Below are 18,336 nucleotides of genomic sequence, written 5' to 3' on the forward strand. Positions count from 1 at the left end.
CAAGTGAGTGCGATATCGAAAAGCGGCCTATCGACTAAAACGGATTATATTGCTGCCTGTTCAGTGGGAGCGGGGTCGTGCGCTCACGGCTAATTGAGCAATTCTTCTTTCACTCTAAGCTTCTCTTTTTTGAGGCTATGGATTCGAATTGTGTCGGGAAACGGCCGGGTTTCTTCTTCGTTGATCTTGCGTTCCAGCGCTTCATGCTTGTTGCGCAATGCTGACATGTGATTCTGAATCATTAAAGTCTCCTCAAAAATGTTGTTTTTGAAATTGAAAGAGGATGAAAGCTTCCTTTCCTGTTACCCCAGCATATTTTGCTGGCGTCCTGCTTCATGATTAATTTGTCTTGGTTTCGACAGGAACCATGAATAGGATTAGAATTGCAAAATTGTTGCACCGACGCAAGAGGCGAGGTTGATCCGGCATGGGGAAGAGCGATGAAGAGTTGCAAACGCAGCTTGAACTGCTGAAAATTGAACATCGCGATCTTGACCAGGCCATCGCCGCGCTGATCGAAGCCGGTAGTCCGGACCAGCTCCGGACCGCGCGACTCAAGAAGAGAAAATTGCAATTGCGCGACCGCATTATTTTGCTCGAAAACCAACTTATTCCGGATATTATAGCCTGAAGCAACGCTAGCCCGCGGGATTGGCAGTTGTTAACCAAGACTATCCACCAGTTAACCCCAGAATTCCGCACGTGTCAGATTGAAACAAAGATGTCTCCGGTCCGTCAGCGGACTGGAATTAACTGTCATTGGCCGGTGTTAATTTGCTACGGAGCAAATATGGCGGACCGTGAATCACTGTTGACCCTGAAGCTGCTGGACGCGCTTTATACTGAAGCGATGGTGCTTGCGGATGAGGCGCGGTCCTATTTCGAATCGGGCCGCTTCAATGACGAATCGAACGAAGACAGTCTTCTCGCGGTTTCTTTTTCCTGTGAATCACTCAAAGTCACAACGCGATTGATGCACTGCATCGCCTGGTTGTTGAACCAGAAAGCCCTGCACAGCGGCGAGCTGACTGAAGGAGAATCCTGGAACCATGATCGTGCGCTCGGTTTTGCGCCAGCGACCGATCGCTTGTTGGTGGAGCGCTTTCCGGAAGAAGCACGTCAGGTCATCATGGCTAGCGAAGAATTGTTTCAACGCCTGCAACGCCTCTCGGCGCGTCTGCAACTCGAAATGGAAGCCGAGTCTGCGGTACGAGACATGTTCCGCCGGTTGCAGAGCGCCTTTTAGCGGGACGAAAACCGCTCAGGCCTGCGCTGCTTCCTTTTGCGCCATCGTCGGATAGTCGACATATCCTTCCGGTCCCTGGCTGTACCAAGTCGGGGTGAAATCGATCGGATTGAGTTCAGCGCCTGCTTTAAACCGTTCCAGCAGATCAGGATTTGTCATGAACGTCCGCCCGAAACTGATCGCATCCGCCTTGTTGTCCGCCAGTGCTGCGGTTGCATTATCGTAAAAATAGTCGCTGTTCAAAACGAGCGGGCCGTTGAACACCGGACGGATATCGGGGCTGACCGCCGGAACATCGGTATTGCCATAAGTGCCGTGGGCAGGGGGCTCGCGCAGTTCGAGGAATGCGACCCCGATCTGGCTGAGCAATCTGGCTGCTGCAGTGAAGGTTTCGACCGGTGTCGCGTCATCGGCGCCTTGGGAATCGCCGTTGGGGGACAGGCGAACGGCAACCCGGTCACCGCCCACTGCATCGACGAGACGTTGGGTCACTTCTCCGAGCAGGCGGATCCGGTTTTCAACCGGGCCGCCATATTCATCGGTTCGCAAATTGGTGCCGGAACGGATGAACTGGTCAATCAGATAGCCGTTGGCGGCATGCAGTTGCACGCCGTCAAATCCGGCTTTGATCGCATTTTCCGCGGCATTTTGATAATCGTCCAGCAGGCCGGGAATTTCGGAGATTTCCAGAGGGCGTGCTTCCACATAATCTCTCTTGCCGGCATAAGTGCGCACACTGCCTGGCGCGGTCGTTGCCGAAGCTGACACCGGTTGTTCGCCGTTCAGGAAGTCGGGATGCACGATGCGGCCCATATGCCACAACTGGCAGATGATGCGGCCACCGGCTTGATGGACCTGTTCGACCACCGGCTTCCAGGCTTCGGTCTGTGCTTCGCTCCATATTCCCGGCGCGAACGGGGTGCCAAGGCCCTGCGGACTGATTCCGGTCGCTTCGGAAATGATCAGCCCGGCACCGGCGCGCTGGCTGTAATATTCCCCCATGATCGGAGTTGGGACAAAGTCGACGGTCGCCCGACAGCGGGTAAGCGGGGCCATGAACGCGCGGTTTGGGGCCTCGATGGCACCAACGGTGATCGGATCGAACAATGTGGTCAAGATGGAATTCCCTGAAACTGGAAGGGTGAACTGTTAACTAGACAATTAAGAGGCCATTCCTGCAAATGCAATGGTTTGAAACCCAGCAATTTCTGTCTATGTTGATAGCTCTGATTTCAAAGGAACTCTCATGTCCGTATCGCTTCCCGAAGATCCAACGCTGGATGAAGTGCGCGCCTTTCTCGCACCTCGATTGGCCGCACAGGCGGCATTTGACGGTTGGAACGAAAAGGCCGTTTTGGCAGCTGCGGAACTGGCTGGCGTGGATCATGATCTGGCCAGACTCGCGTTTAATGCAGGCCCGGTCGACATGATTGATGCCTGGTTTCAGGCGATTGATGCAAAAATGGCGGTGAAATATAGTGCCGATGAACTCGCCGCGATGAAAGTGCGGGACCGGATCAAGGCGCTCGTTGAAGCAAGACTCGAAGCCTTGGAAGGGGATCGCGAAGGATTACGGCGCGCGCTGGCGATACTGGCCGCACCACCCCATTTGCGCAAAGCGGCAAAAATGGGCTGGCGGGCAGCCGACAAGATGTGGCGGCTCGCCGGGGACACGGCAACCGACTATAACCATTATACCAAACGGACGCTGCTATCGGGCGTTTACGGCAGTACCCTCAGCGTTTTTCTGGATGATGAAAGCCAGGACCATTCTGACACCCGGACCTTTTTGGATCGCCGGATTGAAAATGTGATGCAGTTCGAGAAGGCCAAGGCCAAAGTCGTGGGCAGGGGTGGCGACCGTTTCAGTATCGCGCGTTTCATTGGTCGATTGCGCTATCGGGGAGCTTGAAGGCAAGCGCGCTTGCGGGGGCATTTCGGCATAGCTTGATGCGCCACTCAGTCGATATCTCCAAGATGCGGCATACCCACACAAAAAGACTCGCCAAACCTAGTCTATATTGATAATCAATCGCAATTAGAAAGGCCCCGCGCGATAAATGCCCATATCCACGACTCTAGACCAGCTGCCACTCAAGCAAAATGCCGAAGTGGTAGCGATTGACTGGAATGCAATTTCCGAGACCGAAGGGCGGCGTTTGCGGGCGCTCGGAATTGATGAAGGAGTGGCGGTCGAGAAATTACACAAAGGGATGTTTGGCCTGAATGATCCGATCGCGCTGAAAGTCGGAAGAATGATGATTGCTGTCCGAAAAGCTCATGCGCAAGTAATATCCGTTCAGCCGATTCCGGTAACGACCTTAGCCTGATCCATGACCGAAGCAGTCCCCCTCATTGTCCTCGCGGGCAACCCCAATTCGGGCAAAAGCGCCCTGTTCAACGCATTAACCGGTGCACGCCAGAAGATTGCCAATTATCCCGGTGTAACGGTGGAGCGCAAATCCGGTCATTTTTCTTTTGCTGACGGACGGCATGCCGAACTGGTCGATTTGCCGGGTAGCTACAGCCTTGATCCCACCAGCCCGGATGAGGAAGTGACGCGCGGAGTGATCATGGGGTTGCAGAAGGGTGAGCGCAAACCCGATGCCATTGTCATTGTGCTTGATGCTGCCAATCTCGACAATCATTTACGCTTTGCCCTGGAAGTAATCGCGCTCGGGCAACCGGTCGTCGTGGCGCTGAACATGATGGATCTGGCGGAACGGGACGGCTTAACCCTGGACCCGGCAAGACTTGAAGAGGCCTTGGGGGTTCCCGTGGTCCCGACTGTCGCGGTGCGGCGCCGCGGGTTAGAGCATCTGACCGCTGCGCTGGAAAGCCGGCTTCGCCAGAAATCGGGCGTGCTCAAGCCTATCGTCGTCAAAGAACGTGATCATGGCCTGCTCAAACAGGCCAAACAGATTGCCAATCAGGCGATAATTTCTGAAACCGCCAGTCGGCGCTGGTCGGAGCGGGCAGACAATCTGTTCCTTCATCCCTATGCCGGGCCATTGATTCTGTTCGCGGTCTTGTTCACCATGTTTCAGGCCGTTTTCGCCTGGTCCGAAGCGCCGATCGGCTGGATCGAAAGCGCCAGCGAATGGGTCGCGACGGCGGTGGAAACGAATATGGTGCCGGGATTTTTTCGGGATTTTATCATTGAAGGGGCTATCGCCGGCGTCGGTTCGGTGGTGGTGTTTTTGCCGCAGATTCTGATCCTCTTCCTCTTCATCTTGCTACTCGAAGCCAGCGGCTACATGACCCGTGCTGCTTTTATCATGGATCGTTTGATGGCTGGCGTTGGTCTGTCCGGACGGAGCTTCATTCCGCTGTTGTCGTCATTCGCCTGTGCAATCCCCGGAATCATGGCAACGCGCAGTATCTCCGACCCGAGAGATCGCCTGACCACGATATTGGTGGCACCGCTGATGACCTGCTCGGCACGGCTTCCTGTTTATGCAATCATCATAGGTGCGTTCATTCCGCCCGAGACGGTCGGCCCGGGCATTGGTTTGCAGGGACTGGTATTGTTCGGGCTTTATGTATTCGGCATTTTGGGTGCGATGATCGTCGCGCTGGTGTTGCGTTCGACGGTGACCAAGGGGCCGAACAGCGGCTTTCTGATGGAGATGCCGAAATATCAGCTGCCCAGCCTGCGCGACATAATGATCGGACTGTGGCAGCGTGCCTGGATTTTCTTGCGCCGTGCCGGAACGATCATTTTTGCCTCGACCGTAGTTCTATGGCTTCTGCTGACCTTTCCAAAGGTACCCGAAGACAGCGGCATGAGCCAAGTGGATTATAGCGTTGCAGGGCGTATCACCAATGTCATTGCACCCATTGTCAAGCCGGTCGGCTTCGACCGGGATATTGCACTCGCGCTGATTCCCGCCATGGCCGCGCGGGAAGTGGCGGTGGCAGCCCTGGCTACCACTTATGCGATCGACGCCCCGGATGAAGAGGCGGAGGCCAAATCGCTGACCGAGCGTCTGCAAAGCCGCTGGTCGCTGCCGACCGCGCTGGCCTTTCTCGCCTGGTTTGTATTTGCGCCGCAATGTATCTCAACCATTGCCGTCACCCGCCGGGAAACCAATGGCTGGAAATGGCCAACCTTCATGGTCATCTATCTTTTTGCGCTCGCTTATGCTGCAGCCGGTATTACATATTGGAGTGCCGTCGCGCTCGGTCTATAGAGTCCCCCAAGAATCGATAACCACGTTATATTTTTAGGGAATTTGAAATGGCCGGCGGCATCAACAAAGTCATCATCGTAGGAAATCTGGGCAAGGATCCGGAAGTACGTACCTTCGCAAATGGCGGCAAGGTCTGCAATTTCAGCGTAGCGACTTCAGAAAGCTGGAAGGATCGCCAGACCGGCGAACGCAAGGAAAAGACCGAGTGGCACAATATCTCGATCTATAACGAAGGCCTTGCCGGGGTTGCCGAAAAATATCTGCGCAAGGGCAGCAAGGTCTATCTCGAAGGCAAGCTGCAGACCCGTAAATGGCAGGACCAGTCCGGCAATGACCGCTATTCGACCGACGTTGTGCTGCAGGGCTTTGACGCCAAAATGGAAATGCTCGACAGCCGCCAGGGCGGCGGTGGCCAGGGTGGCGGCTCGAACGATGGCTGGGGCGGCGGACAATCCGGCGGTGGTTCCGGTGGTGGTTCGAACGACAGCTGGGGCCAGACCGGCGGCGGTTCCGGCGGTGGTCAGGGCGGCGGCGCCTTTGACAGCGATCTGGACGACGACGTTCCGTTCTAGGTCATTTCGGTCAGACTGAAAGAGACAGAGCCGGCGCTATCCAGAAAGCGGATAGGGCCGGTTTTCATTTCTGTGATCAGTCCCGATTTTCCACAAGGGCCTTCATCTGCGTCAGACCGGTTTTGCTGTCGCGTTCCAGAGCCTTTTTCACAAGCAAACGGATCAGAAACCGCCCGATGACGGATTGGCTGCGACTGAAGAATTTCCAGTGCAGTGAAGTTTCATTTTCCGATTCAGCGGACAGATGAACTTCCATTCGGGGATGGAGCGGGGCGAAGACTCCCTCTGTCACGAACAGCTCCGGTTGCCGGCTTTCTACGACCTTGATGGCGATTAATCCGTCTCGCCCTGTCGGCAAGCGGATGGCTTCCCTGTAGACTTTTCCAACCGTTCCGTGCGGCAGCTCGTTTGCAGACTCGATCGAGATGACCTTCGGGTACCATGAAGCGTAATTCTCGTGATTGGCCAGAAAGGCGAAAACCTGGGAAATCGGGGCTTTAATCGTGAGCGTCTGATCGACCAATGGGAGATATTGTTTTTTGTTCATCAATCAAAGTTGACATATAATGTTCAAAGTGTAAACCTAAATCATCATGACGAGCTTCACGACCACCAATGGCAAGCTGCTGGACGGGGCTATGCAGCAGTTTAACCGCCACGGTTTTGCCAAGACATCGATGTCGGATATCGCTGCCGCTGCTGGCATTTCACGGACTTCGCTCTACAAGCATTTCTCCACCAAGGAGGAGGTGTTCAAGGGTCTGAGCGAACGGATCAACGGGCGGGTATATGATGCGGTCGTCGAAGCATTTTCGGAGCAGGGGGCCTGGGATGCCCGGCTGCTTCGCGCGATCAATGCCCGCGTCAGCTGGGTCTATCAATTGTTGCACGATTCCGAATATGGACGGGAGCTGATCGACGAGAAAAACCGTATCTGCGGCGGAGAAATACTTGCGGCAAACGACCGGTTCCAGTCACTCGTCGCGGGTTTGATCGGGGAACAGGTCCATGACCGGGGACGCGCCGATCTCCTCGCCGGCCTGCTCATCCAATCGGTCAACGGCGTACTCGAAAAAGCTGAAACCAGTCGGGAGGCGCAAGCCAATGTCACCTTGCTGGTGGAGGTATTCTGCCGGGGATTGATGACGGGTTGAACAGAAAGCTCGAACGGACTGGATCACTGGCAATCGCTTGCCTCTATAATTGATGCCCCGTCCGGTCGCGCTTGGTATCAAGATAAAATTCATTATGTGGATTGGCGGCGATCTTGACCGGCAGGCGTTCTTCAACCGTTACGCCGGACGCTTCCAATCCCGCCACTTTCTCGGGATTGTTGGTCAGCAGTTTGACCTTCGGAATATTGAGCAACTCGAGCATTCGCGCCGCTATCGAAAAATCTCTGGCATCAATGGCGAAGCCCAGCCGTTGATTGGCATCGACCGTGTCAAAGCCCTGATCCTGCAAGGCATAGGCGCGCAGCTTGTTGATCAGGCCGATGCCGCGGCCTTCCTGGCGCAGATAGAGCAATACGCCCCAGCTGGCTTCGCCCATCTGCTCGAGCGCCGCGTGCAGTTGCGGGCCGCAGTCGCATTTCAGGCTACCGAGCACGTCGCCGGTCAGACATTCGCTGTGCAGGCGGACGACCGGCGTTGTCTCGTCGCGCTTGCCGACGACCAGCGCGACATGGTCGGTGGCGTCGGCGTCGCTGCGAAAGCCATAAATATGCGCCTCGCTATTGGCCGCGACCGGCAGTCTCGCATGGGCGCTGATGGCCAGTGCATTGGAATCGGCATAGGCTGCAGCATCTTCGGCCTGGAGCTGATCTTCGGCATCATCGACAATCAAAAATGCAGGGAGAAGGCCTCCTTGCCGGGCAAGTTCCATCGCCGCCTTGGCCGCCTGCGGGTTAGACAGCGGCTCGCTGCGAAACGGGCCTTTCAGCGGATATTGCATATCCAGCACCGGATCGACAATGGCGATGATTTCGGCAGCGGAAACTGGCGCGGGCAGGCTGATCTGGATCGGCAGACTGGGATCGGCCGCAGAAAACTGATTGAGCAGCTTGAGCGTATCTGCGCGGCTGGCTGAAATCAGCAGCGAGGCAGTCCCTGATGAAGGCAGGGCCTCGGCCAGCATCCCGGTCTCCACTGGCAGCAGGTTGAGCCGTTCGCCATCGGCTTCCACACCAATAGGCCAACCCCGCCGGAGCGCGTCAATCGCGCGGGCGGCGCGACGGCCGGCAGCCTTCTGGGCCTCGTCGAGAGGCGTTGCGTTCAAAATTTGAATTCCGTGATCAGTGGCGCATGGTCGGATGGCTTGCCCCAGCTGCGCGCATCTTCCAGCACAACATGGCTGACCGCCTTGTCCGCAAGTTCCGGACTGACCCAGACATGATCAAGACGGCGGCCCTTGTCTGATGCGCGCCAGTCTTTGGCGCGGTAGCTCCACCAGGTGTAGAGCCGCTCCGGATCGGGGATCAGCTTGCGACCGATATCGACCCAGCCATGGGCATCGCGCAGCTTGTAGAGGTGGTCAATCTCGATCTGGGTGTGGCTGACGACATTGATCAGCGCCTTGTGGCTCCAGACGTCGGATTCCAGTGGTGCGACATTGAAGTCTCCCATCAGGATCGTGGGTTCTTTGAGGTTTTTCGACCATTCGGTCATCCGCCCGAAGAAATCGAGCTTTTGCCCGAATTTCGGATTGATCTCGCGGTCGGCAATTTCGCCGCCCGCGGGGATATAGACATTCTCGATGCGCACCCCATTTTCCAGCACCGCGCCAATATGGCGGGCTTCGCCATTATCCTGCCAGTCAAACCGTTGGTCCTTGTGCAGCGGAATACGACTGATAGTGGCAACACCGTGGTGCATTGGCTGACCATGCAATATCTGGTGGTTATAGCCGAGGCGCCGGAACATCCCTTCGGGAAATTGGTCATCGCGCACCTTGGTTTCCTGCAGGCACAGGATATCAGGCGCTTCCTCTGTCAGGAATCGTTCGACAATGTCGAGGCGGGCACGGACGCTGTTAATATTCCAGCTGACGACTTTAAGGGTATCACTCATGGCGAGTCTACTAGCCACGGTCGCGCAGAAACCCAAGCCCAAAGGCAATAGAGTTGCATGGTAATTTACCGGGTCTGAAAAGTAAAACCCCCACCTCCGGGGGCATTAAGGAGGTGGGGGCTAACTCGCGTTCGTCACGCATAGGATGCGTTGAAACATATTTCGTCAGGTAACAGGGGGAAGACCTGACTGTCTCTTCGCATCCTGTGTTTGGTTATACTCGTGTGTTTCTGTCGCAAATATGAACGAGATATGCGGGTTGTTCTGCTGGTCGGCAACCCGCCTCGTTTCATCGCTTGCCGCGACTTTTTCGCCGGGGATCGACCCAGTTGAAACTGCTGTTGGCGACCGGAATCCCGAATTTCTGGTTTGAGAGGCGGATCGATGTGCGGTTATTTTTGGAATCCAGCGACACCCAGCCATCAAGGCTCAATCCGCCGGGCGCGCCGGGCTGTTTCGTGAAGACCATCGTGATTATGCCATATTCCGGACGCTTGGGGTCACGCACTTCGACGCTGAGCACATTGGGATTGCGAGTCGGAACGATCTTTCCGTATTTTGACAAATCCCGTTCCGGATTGAGCAGCGCGGCGAGCGGGCTGTTGCTGATTGGCCAGCGCTGTACCTGATTAACGTCATAGTCGATCAACGTCAGGGCTTTTCCGTCCCCCACGATCAGCAGATTGGCGTCCTTCTGATACTGAAAACGAACTTTTCCGGGTTGTTTCAGGGTGAGCGTCCCGGTCAGCAACTGGCCGCTGCGATCGGTCTGGGTGAAATTCGCCGTCATGGTCGACATGGACCGCAAATGGGTCGAGATTTTTGCCAGGCTGTCGGAAGGGCTTTGCTGGGCGGTGGCAGGCAGGCTTGCAGTCAGGGCCAAAGGCGCAGCGATCAAGGCGAAACCATATTTCAACATTTTGAAAACTCCAGATTATTCAGGTGATCGCCTAGCCGCCGGCGATTGAACAGCGGCTGAATTATTTTGTCAGCAAAGGACTAGAGCGGTTCACCATTTTGATCGCGTAGCACCTCGCGGCGACCGATATGGTTAGGCGGGCTGATATAATCATCTTCCTCCATCCGGTCGATGATCCGGGCGGCGGAATTATAGCCGATCCGCAATTGTCGCTGTAGCCAGCTGGTTGACACTTTCTGGCTCTCAAAGACGATCTGGCAGGCCTGAGCATATTGCCGGTCTTCCTTGTTATCGCTCAGGTCAGCGCCGTCGAGAGCAAAGCTGCCATCTTCCGGTTCCTCGGTCACCGCCTGAATATAGTCGGGCGCGCCCTGTGAACGCCAGTGGTCGGCGACGCGCCGCACCTCGTCATCCGAAACAAACGGTCCGTGAACACGCGTCAGTTGCTTGCCGCCGGGCATATAAAGCATATCGCCCTTGCCAAGCAGCTGTTCAGCGCCCTGTTCACCGAGGATCGTGCGGGAATCGATTTTTGAAGTGACGTGGAAGCTGATCCGGGTCGGCAGGTTCGCCTTGATGACGCCGGTAATGACGTCAACCGACGGCCTTTGCGTGGCCATGATCAGGTGAATGCCCGCCGCGCGCGCCTTTTGCGCGAGTCTCTGGATCAGGAACTCGACTTCCTTGCCCGCGGTCATCATCAGGTCGGCAAGCTCGTCGACGATGATCACGATCTGCGGCAGCACTTCAAAGTCGAGCTGCTCTTCCTCGTAAATCGGGCGGGAGGTCTCGGGGTCATAGCCAGTCTGCACCCGACGACCGAGCGGCTGTCCCTTGGCCTTTGCGGCCTTTACCTTCTCATTATAATTGGCAAGATTGCGGACCGAGATGGAAGACATCATGCGATAGCGTTCTTCCATCTGTTCGACCGCCCACTTGAGCGCGCGAATGGCCTTGGCCGGTTCGGTCACCACCGGCGACAGCAAATGGGGGATGTCGTCATAGGTGCTGAGTTCCAGCATCTTCGGATCGATCATGATCATTTTGCAATCTTCGGGGGTCAGCCGATAGAGCAGCGACAAAATCATGCAGTTCAGACCGACAGATTTACCCGAACCGGTCGTGCCTGCCACGAGCAGGTGCGGCATCGGAGCCAGGTCTGCGATGACCGGGTCGCCGGAAATATTCTTGCCGAGGATGATCGGCAGCTTGCCGGTCTGGTCGGCGAAACTGTCGCTGCCGATCATCTCGTGCAACACAACCATTTCGCGGTTGGTATTGGGCAGTTCAATCCCCATGACCGTACGCCCCGGAATAGCGGCAACGCGCGCCGATAATGCTGACATATTGCGAGCAATATCTTCGGCCAGCTGAATGACACGGCTCGCCTTGATACCGGGAGCGGGTTCCAGCTCATACATCGTGACCACCGGACCGGGTCGTACAGCATTGATTGTGCCCTTGACGTGAAAATCATCAAGCACGGATTCCAGCAGGCGCGCATTGCGCTCCAGTCCGGCTTTGTCGATCACATTGTTGGTTTGTTCGGGTGCAGGGGTAAGCAGGTCCAGCGAAGGCAGCACATAGGGACCGAAAAAATCACCTTGCTTGGCTTTGTCGGCGCTGGCTTTTTTCGGCGGCAATGCGCGGTCGCTGATCTCCGGCGGTGGCCGGTTGTCCGGTTTTACGGATCTGCGTGGTGCCGGCTCTTTTGGCGTTTTGATGACGTCGGGGCGTTCAGGCTCTATCACAAGCCCCTCATCTTTTTTGGCAAATGGGTTTTGCACCGACGGGATTTTGAAGGAGGCTCCGGAGAACAGAGGTTTGTCGAGCCGCAGGCTGCTATAGCCGAGGAAGAGACCACCAGCCAGAGTGACGGCAATCAGGATGCCGGAAATCAGACCGCTCCAGCTGGCAGATACCGCATTGAGGCCCGCGCTGGTGCCATTGGCCAGCAGCATTCCTGCAAGGCCGCCGGGGCCTGAGGGCAGTTCCATTTGGGAATCGGGGAACCATAAAGCCAGACCGGCACCAACCAGCAATGTCGCGAGCAGGCACCGGAGCAATTGTTGCTTCCAGCCAGGCTGTGCAATGTCTCGCCACAGCCGATTGGCCAGCACCAGCAGCAGTGGCAGGAACAGAATGACTGGCAACCCGATCAGCGACAAAAGCAAATCCGACGTATAGGAACCAAAAAGGCCCATCCAATTATGGTCGACGCTGCCTGCGGCCGTATTGAATGAAGGATCACTGGGAGAGTAGCTGATCAACGCAAACGCGAGAAACACGGTCGCCAGAATAGTCACGATGGCTCCAATCAGGGCGCCGCTGCGTAGCAGGCTGAGACGCATGATCTCGCGCCAATTCGCTTGTTTGGCTTTTTCCGCCATAATATACTCCTGCGCATCGCCCCAGCCCAAGGCGTGCATTAACTATAGGCTCCTTTGCGCGAATCGGGGACTCGCCGTCAAGTTTCTTGGCGTTATTTTACCGGATTTGCCTTTCCTTCCGTGCGGTCGATGCCTACCTAGATCGTATATTTTGGCTCGGAAAGGCGAACTCCATGGGATTTGATTCTCGCAATAGCGATATCATTATACTGGGCGCGGGCATGATTGGTCTGACTCAGGCACTGACGCTTGCTGCTCATGGATTGTGCGTCTCGATCATTGACCGCGCTGAACCGGCAGACCTGGTTAACCCGCAAAATGATGCCCGGGTTTCCGCGATCAACAGCGCGAGCTGGAACATGTTTGACGCCATCGGCCTGGCCAGCAAACTGAGACCGAATGGCTGTGACATCGCGAAAATATTGGTGAATGACGGGCTGAAACCCGGCACCCTGGATTTTGTCCCGGGTGCGGATGAAGGCCCGATGGGCATCATGGTCGAAAATGCCGTGCTTCGTCGCCTCTTGTTCGAGGCAGCACAGGCGCATGAAAATATTGCGCTGCATCTTTCGTCGCAAGTTGCATCCTGCGACCGCAATGCGCATCGCGTCGAGATCACGCTTGATGGTGGAGAACAGCTCGCCGCCCCGCTTCTGATTGCCGCCGATGGGCGTGGTAGCCGGATGCGCGAGGAGGCCGGGATCATCATGGCGCACTGGCAATATGATCACAACGCGATTGTCTGCAAGATTGCGCATGAAAAGCCGCATGGCAACACAGCCTATGAACTGTTCTTTCCGTCCGGACCCTTTGCGCTGCTCCCGATGCTCGATGATGCGGACGGCAGGCATCGTTCGGCCGTCGTATGGACAGTGTCCCGGAAAGATGGTCCTGCCTATGCGAACATCAACAAACGCGCATTCGTCGCCGAAATGATGAAGAAGACCGGTGGCTTTCTTGGCGAGATCGAGTTGCTGACCGATCGCCCGACTTACCCTTTGGGCTTCCATCATAGTTCGCATCTGACCGCCGAGCGGCTGGTGCTGGTCGGCGATGCTGGTCACGGCATCCATCCGATCGCGGGACAGGGGCTCAATCTAGGCCTCCGTGATGTTGCGGCTCTGACCGAATGTCTCGTCGATGGTGCCCGCACCGGCCTTGATCTCGGCGATGCGCAGATTCTTGCGCGCTACGACCGGTGGCGGAGCCTTGACAATATGATGGTTTCTGCAGCGACCGATATGCTTACCCGTCTGTTCGGCCTGCCGGGAGAAACCTCCTCCGCAATCCGGCGTATGGGAATCGGGCTGGTCCAGCGTATCGCCCCGCTCAAGGCGCAATTTATGGCGGAGGCCAAAGGAGAAACCGGCGATTTGCCCAAATTGCTTCGGGGGGAGATGGTCTAGGGGCAGCCGCCTAGCGAGAACCCTGGCCGTCATCGATTTTGATCACGGTTCCGGTCACTGCATCCGAAGAAGGCGACACCAGATAGAGCAAAGTGCTGTCCATCTGTTCGGGTTGGCCCAGGCGCTTGCGCGGAAAATGAACAGAAAAGTCGCCCATCCGGTCGAGCATGCCATCCATCATGTCCGATGAAAAGGCGCCCGGTGCGATCCCGTTGACATTGATGTGGAATTTCGACCATTCAACTGCCAGTGTTTCGGTTATCCGCACTACCCCTGCCTTGGTTGTCGAATAAAGTGCGGCACCATGACCGTCATAATGGGACGCGGCCATCGAGGCGATATTGACGATCCGGCCCAGCATTTTCTTTTCGATCAGCGGCCGGGCAAATTCGTTCGAGAGAATGAAGACGCTGCGCAAATTGGTGTCCAACACGTCATCAATCAATTCGATCGACATCCGCGTGGCGCGTTCCGCGTCGACGATCCCGGCATTATTGATCAATATGTCCGGCTGGCCGAGCAACTCGGTCACGGTCGGGATGATAGCCTGAAGCTGTGCGGCATCGCGTACATCTAGCGCAAAGGCTTCTGCCGCCCCGCCGTCGGCGGAGATCTCTGCGACCAGATCATCAAGCTTGTCTTTACGGCGTGCCGTGCAAGCGACCTTCGCCCCGCAGGCCGCCAGCACTTTGGCGAAGCGGCGTCCCAATCCGGCCGATGCACCAGTCACGATGGCAGTACGCCCTGTGAGATCGATGGAAAAATTGGGTCGGGTCATAAGCCAGGCATCCTCTGCAAAATTTTTGCAGAGGATGCCCGGAGCGATGCGATAAACGCAAGTGCTATATTAGTTGTTCAAGTCTTCCTGGGCGATCGGTACGATCTTGATTTCGACACGGCGGTTTGCTGCCCGGCCTTGTTCCGTGCTGTTGCTGGCAATCGGCTGGCTTTCACCATAGCCCTTGGCGGCCAGGCGCGCGCGCTGAACGCCGCTGTTCGCGAGGAAATTGGCAACCGATTCCGCCCGCCGTTCGGATAGCGACTGATTATAGGCGTCACTGCCGGTGCTGTCGGTATGGCCGAGCACGTCGACGTAGCTTTTCTCATAGCGGGAAAGCGTGTCGGCAACGTTGCTCAGAGTGGTTTGAAAGGCAGGATCGATCGCGCTGCTGTCGACAGCAAAGGTCACGTTCGACGGCATGTTGAGGATCAGGTTATCGCCTTCGCGGGTCACGTCGATCCCGGTGCCGGCGGTCTGTTCGCGCAGCTTTTTTTCCTGCTCGTCCATGTAATAGCCGATGCCCGCACCGGCGAGACCACCGAGTCCAGCGCCCACGATCTTGGCCGTCCGGTCATTGCGTCCACCCAATATGTCACCGAGCAGATAGCCGCCCACGACGCCGCCCAAGCCGCCAATGGCTGCTTTTGAAATAGTACGATTCCCGGTTTCCGGGTTTGTTACACAGCCGCTGGTTAACGCCAAAGCGCCTAGTGAAGCTGCTGTAATTATTGATCTATTCATCCGCATTTTCTTTTCCCTTGTAGATCTTCTTGTCGATCAGGAGAACGCCCCATCGGCCAGAAGGTTCCCCTTAACGCAGTATAAATGAACAGCTACTGACAGCAAACTTGAGATTCTGTAAAACTTGCTGCTAAAGGGTTTATGGCATTTCGCCCTTTCAATGGACATTATGACACCCTTTCCCTGGTTTGATGTTGCGATCATTATTCTGCTGGTTCTGATCAACGGCGTATTTGCCATGTCGGAGTTGGCAATAGTATCTGCTCGCAAGGCTCATTTGCACAGTCTCGTGGATCAAGGCAGTCGCGGTGCAAAAACCGCGCTGCGCCTGGCAAGCGATCCCGGCAAATTTCTGTCTACGGTGCAAATAGGCATAACCCTGATCGGTATTGTCGCCGGCGCGTTTTCTGGCGCCAGTCTGGGCGGTCCCGTGGCCGAACGGTTGCAGGCGTTGGGAATGAGTGCGGATCTGTCGATCACCGTCGGCTTCGTGCTGGTGATCGGCCTGACCACTTATGCATCGCTGGTGGTTGGCGAGCTGGTGCCCAAACAAATTGCCCTGCGTTCGGCAGAGCGCATTGCGGTGATCATGGCGCAGCCGATGGCGACACTGGCGCGTATTTCCGCTCCTCTCGTCTGGCTGCTGGACAATAGCAGTGCGCTGGTCTTCCGCTTGCTGGGGATGAAACGCGACGAGAAAAGCCATGTCACCGCTGATGAATTGCAGATGGTTTTCGCGGAAGCAACACGTTCCGGCGTGATCGAGGAGCATGAGCGGGCCGTTATCGCCGGTGTCGTGCGGATGGCCGACCGGCCGATCCGCGAAGTAATGACTCCGCGGACTGAGGTGGACTGGCTCAATATCGATGCAACAACCGAAGAAATTCACAAGCTGTTGATTGAATCGCCGCACAGTCGGATTCCTGTAGCGGAAGATTCGGTCGATAATATCCAGGGTGTCGTCCAGGCGCGCGATATTGTTGCGGCGCAATTGGGTGGTGAAGTGCTGGATTTGCGCAAGTTGATGAGGCCACTTGAAAAAGTGCCGGATCAACTGGATGCGCTTGACGCGCTGGACATCCTGCGGGAAGCCGACGTTCCCATGGTTTTGGTACACGACGAATATGGTCATTTCGAAGGCATTGTGACGCCCAATGACTTGCTGAGCTCCATCGCCGGTGAATTTATCTCCGACCAGGATGAAAAAACCCAGCGGAGCCTGATCGAACGGGCGGATGGCAGCTATCTGATTTCCGGGGCCATGGCGATCGACGCATTGGCTGAGCGGTTGGGCATCAGGTTATCCGAGGATCGTGACTATGCGACCGTTGCCGGTCACGCACTGGCGCAATTGCGCCATCTGCCGGAAGAAGGCGAGACTTTTGAAGATCAGGACTGGATATTCGAGATTGTCGACATGGATGGCCGGAAGATCGACAAGCTGATCGTCCGGGCCAGCAACCCCGAAATGGATTGATCAGAGCTTGCCGTATTTCTTTTCAAATCCGGCAATATCATCCTTGGCGAGAAATTTTGCCTGATCGATCCATGCGTCTCTTGTGATGCGGCCGCTGAACGAACCCAGATATTGATCGACCTCTGAAATTTCGGCCTCTTTCCAGCCGGCAATTTGATCGAAGCGCGTGACGCCCAGACTGATCAGAAGCGTATTTAATTTTGGACCAACACCCTTGATAAGGCGCAGATTATCAGGCTCTCCGACAGATGCCGGAATATTCGGCCTGTCGGCGGGAACCGGAGCAGCTTTCGGTTCTACGGCCGGTTTCGCAGGCGGCGCAGGGGATGCGACTGCCGTCGGAGCGGGGGCAGGCGCCGGTGTCGGCAAGGCCGTTGCAGGCTTGGCCGGTTCCGGCTGCGGTTCCGCCGGGCGGACCGGTTCACCCGCTTTCTCAAGCAGTCCGTCTTCGGCATCAAAACTATCAACCACAGGGGTTTCCCGGCCGGTTGCAGCCCAGACCCAGAAGGCAGTGACCACACCGATCAGCAGTGCAATCAGGTAAAATAGCCAATTGGCTGAAATCAACGTTATCATTTTGTCAAAACCCCGTTCTGAATATTAGTTATTGCCCCTGGTGGCTAATGAGCGTCATTGCCACGGCCCCAGACGAGCCAGCCAATCGCGAGGCCAATTGCAAAAGTCACAAGCAGGAGCAACAGATTTTCAAGTAAAAGTGGCATGGACTAATTCCCCTGTTGCGCTTCAGCATCATTTTTCGGCAAGCGGTCGGCGGATCCAATCCGGAATTCAATCCGGCGATTTTCCGCATCAGCGGCCGCATCCGTACCTTTTGCGCGAGGCCTGCTGGACCCGTAGCCGGTTGCCGTAATCAGCGCGCTGGAAATCCCGCGCTCAACCAAACCGGCTTTGATGCGATCGGCCCGTTCCTGCGACATCGTCCTGTTGATTGCGCTATCGCCATTGTCGTCGGTATGACCTTCCACGGATATCGATAGCCCGCCGCAGGGTTTTAGAGCCATCGCGACCTTGTCGAGGACCTGATTGGATTCGGGCGACACATAGGCACTGCCCGAACGAAAGCTGATTTTTGCCGATGCGATAATTTCATCCACATCATCCTGGCATTTCGCAATTTTTGCACGGGTGGCAGGGGGCAAGCCAGATTCAGTGATGCCGTCTCCACCGTCTTTTTCCAATATATCATCACCCTTCCAGCGGGCGTTTGAGACGCCGGGTATAGCCCTGACTACGTTCAGCGCCTCCTCTTTGGAAATGTCTGTTAGATCGCCATCGAGAATGGCGCGGCGGGACAGGGGCGCGCGACTGAAACTGACGCGGGCTGCGTCCAGTCCCCGCGCTGCCAATTCGGTCTGGGCCTTTTGTTCCAGACCGGAGACAAATTTATCCCCCGTTGCAGCATGGCCCACCAGCGCCAAAATCACTGTTGCCGCTGCACCAATTGAAATCTTGCTTCCGCTTTTCATTGGCTTGTCCCGGTCCCTTGTCTCACTCATCGCCATTTGTCGAAATGATTAATTAA

The 18,336-nt window shown here is 56.2% G+C and carries 20 protein-coding genes; 9 read left to right on the top strand and 11 right to left on the bottom strand.

The genetic code is table 11. From position 1 onward, the window contains the following. Positions 1 to 89: 89 nt before the first annotated feature. The gene (locus tag ACN0WX_RS13160; RefSeq protein WP_417622795.1) at positions 90 to 242 is read right to left on the bottom strand and encodes a YdcH family protein; all 153 of its coding nucleotides are present in this window, start codon (positions 240 to 242) and stop codon (positions 90 to 92) included. A gap of 185 nt (positions 243 to 427) precedes the next feature. Between ACN0WX_RS13160 and ACN0WX_RS13165 the strand changes: the two genes are divergently transcribed. Together ACN0WX_RS13165 and ACN0WX_RS13170 are read left to right on the top strand one after the other, a co-directional pair. Continuing rightward, positions 428 to 631 carry a YdcH family protein gene (locus ACN0WX_RS13165; protein ID WP_417622796.1) on the top strand — a complete coding sequence of 68 codons (204 nt, stop codon included), beginning with the start codon at positions 428 to 430 and terminating at the stop codon, positions 629 to 631. Between the two features lie 159 nt (positions 632 to 790). Then, positions 791 to 1,246: a DUF1465 family protein gene (locus tag ACN0WX_RS13170; RefSeq protein WP_417622797.1), complete on the top strand. Its 456-nt coding sequence runs from the start codon at positions 791 to 793 to the stop codon at positions 1,244 to 1,246. Positions 1,247 to 1,261: 15 nt separating this feature from the next. On the opposite strand, the gene ACN0WX_RS13175 is transcribed toward ACN0WX_RS13170, so the two are convergent. Next, the gene (locus ACN0WX_RS13175; protein WP_417622798.1) at positions 1,262 to 2,362 is read right to left on the bottom strand and encodes an alkene reductase; all 1,101 of its coding nucleotides are present in this window, start codon (positions 2,360 to 2,362) and stop codon (positions 1,262 to 1,264) included. A gap of 130 nt (positions 2,363 to 2,492) precedes the next feature. On the opposite strand from ACN0WX_RS13175, the gene ACN0WX_RS13180 reads away from it, so the two are divergent. The 4 genes from ACN0WX_RS13180 (at position 2,493) to ssb (ending at position 6,011) form a co-directional block, all read left to right on the top strand. Continuing rightward, a complete protein-coding gene (locus tag ACN0WX_RS13180) occupies positions 2,493 to 3,158 on the top strand; it encodes a COQ9 family protein (RefSeq protein ID WP_417622799.1) in 666 nt (221 codons plus the stop codon). Between the two features lie 148 nt (positions 3,159 to 3,306). Further along, complete coding sequence (locus ACN0WX_RS13185) at positions 3,307 to 3,576, top strand: FeoA family protein (protein WP_417622800.1); 270 nt, start codon at positions 3,307 to 3,309, stop codon at positions 3,574 to 3,576. A 3-nt stretch (positions 3,577 to 3,579) separates the two neighbouring features. After that, a complete protein-coding gene (gene feoB, locus ACN0WX_RS13190) occupies positions 3,580 to 5,439 on the top strand; it encodes a ferrous iron transporter B (protein WP_417622801.1) in 1,860 nt (619 codons plus the stop codon). Positions 5,440 to 5,486: 47 nt separating this feature from the next. After that, a complete protein-coding gene (ssb, locus tag ACN0WX_RS13195; RefSeq protein ID WP_417622802.1) occupies positions 5,487 to 6,011 on the top strand; it encodes a single-stranded DNA-binding protein in 525 nt (174 codons plus the stop codon). Between the two features lie 76 nt (positions 6,012 to 6,087). Here the strand turns inward: ssb and ACN0WX_RS13200 are convergent, their stop codons facing one another. Next, a complete protein-coding gene (locus tag ACN0WX_RS13200) occupies positions 6,088 to 6,558 on the bottom strand; it encodes an SRPBCC family protein (RefSeq protein WP_417622803.1) in 471 nt (156 codons plus the stop codon). 46 nt (positions 6,559 to 6,604) lie between these two features. Here ACN0WX_RS13200 and ACN0WX_RS13205 point away from each other — a divergent pair, with 46 nt between their 5' ends. Next, on the top strand, positions 6,605 to 7,165 hold the full coding sequence (locus ACN0WX_RS13205) for a TetR/AcrR family transcriptional regulator (RefSeq protein WP_417622804.1): 561 nt from the start codon (positions 6,605 to 6,607) through the stop codon (positions 7,163 to 7,165). 43 nt (positions 7,166 to 7,208) lie between these two features. Here ACN0WX_RS13205 and ribA read toward each other — a convergent pair whose 3' ends face one another. The 4 genes from ribA to ACN0WX_RS13225 all read right to left on the bottom strand — a co-directional run bounded on the left by ribA (position 7,209) and on the right by ACN0WX_RS13225 (position 12,388). After that, positions 7,209 to 8,288 (bottom strand): GTP cyclohydrolase II, encoded by a 1,080-nt coding sequence (gene ribA, locus ACN0WX_RS13210; RefSeq protein ID WP_417622805.1) that lies wholly within the window; start codon positions 8,286 to 8,288, stop codon positions 7,209 to 7,211. Continuing rightward, on the bottom strand, positions 8,285 to 9,079 hold the full coding sequence (gene xth, locus ACN0WX_RS13215) for an exodeoxyribonuclease III (RefSeq protein ID WP_417622806.1): 795 nt from the start codon (positions 9,077 to 9,079) through the stop codon (positions 8,285 to 8,287). The genes ribA and xth overlap by 4 nt, the downstream gene beginning before the upstream one ends. A gap of 289 nt (positions 9,080 to 9,368) precedes the next feature. Continuing rightward, a complete protein-coding gene (locus ACN0WX_RS13220; protein ID WP_417622807.1) occupies positions 9,369 to 9,998 on the bottom strand; it encodes a LolA family protein in 630 nt (209 codons plus the stop codon). An 80-nt stretch (positions 9,999 to 10,078) separates the two neighbouring features. Beyond that, positions 10,079 to 12,388, bottom strand: a complete 2,310-nt coding sequence (locus ACN0WX_RS13225) for a DNA translocase FtsK (protein WP_417622852.1) — start codon at positions 12,386 to 12,388, stop codon at positions 10,079 to 10,081. 173 nt (positions 12,389 to 12,561) lie between these two features. On the opposite strand from ACN0WX_RS13225, the gene ACN0WX_RS13230 reads away from it, so the two are divergent. Next, entirely contained in the window at positions 12,562 to 13,794 is a 1,233-nt protein-coding gene (locus ACN0WX_RS13230; protein WP_417622808.1) for an FAD-dependent monooxygenase, read from the top strand. A gap of 10 nt (positions 13,795 to 13,804) precedes the next feature. On the opposite strand, the gene ACN0WX_RS13235 is transcribed toward ACN0WX_RS13230, so the two are convergent. Together ACN0WX_RS13235 and ACN0WX_RS13240 are read right to left on the bottom strand one after the other, a co-directional pair. Then, positions 13,805 to 14,572: an SDR family NAD(P)-dependent oxidoreductase gene (locus ACN0WX_RS13235; protein WP_417622809.1), complete on the bottom strand. Its 768-nt coding sequence runs from the start codon at positions 14,570 to 14,572 to the stop codon at positions 13,805 to 13,807. Positions 14,573 to 14,641: 69 nt separating this feature from the next. After that, positions 14,642 to 15,322: an OmpA family protein gene (locus ACN0WX_RS13240; protein WP_417622810.1), complete on the bottom strand. Its 681-nt coding sequence runs from the start codon at positions 15,320 to 15,322 to the stop codon at positions 14,642 to 14,644. A 154-nt stretch (positions 15,323 to 15,476) separates the two neighbouring features. Between ACN0WX_RS13240 and ACN0WX_RS13245 the strand changes: the two genes are divergently transcribed. After that, positions 15,477 to 16,793 carry a hemolysin family protein gene (locus tag ACN0WX_RS13245; protein ID WP_417622811.1) on the top strand — a complete coding sequence of 439 codons (1,317 nt, stop codon included), beginning with the start codon at positions 15,477 to 15,479 and terminating at the stop codon, positions 16,791 to 16,793. Here ACN0WX_RS13245 and ACN0WX_RS13250 read toward each other — a convergent pair whose 3' ends face one another. Further along, the gene (locus ACN0WX_RS13250; RefSeq protein WP_417622812.1) at positions 16,794 to 17,369 is read right to left on the bottom strand and encodes a hypothetical protein; all 576 of its coding nucleotides are present in this window, start codon (positions 17,367 to 17,369) and stop codon (positions 16,794 to 16,796) included. It abuts the gene before it with no gap. Between the two features lie 149 nt (positions 17,370 to 17,518). Further along, positions 17,519 to 18,280: an OmpA family protein gene (locus tag ACN0WX_RS13255; protein WP_417622813.1), complete on the bottom strand. Its 762-nt coding sequence runs from the start codon at positions 18,278 to 18,280 to the stop codon at positions 17,519 to 17,521. Between the last annotated feature and the right edge of the window lie 56 nt (positions 18,281 to 18,336).

Source organism: Parasphingorhabdus sp. (assembly GCF_048269915.1).
Taxonomy (GTDB): domain Bacteria; phylum Pseudomonadota; class Alphaproteobacteria; order Sphingomonadales; family Sphingomonadaceae; genus Parasphingorhabdus.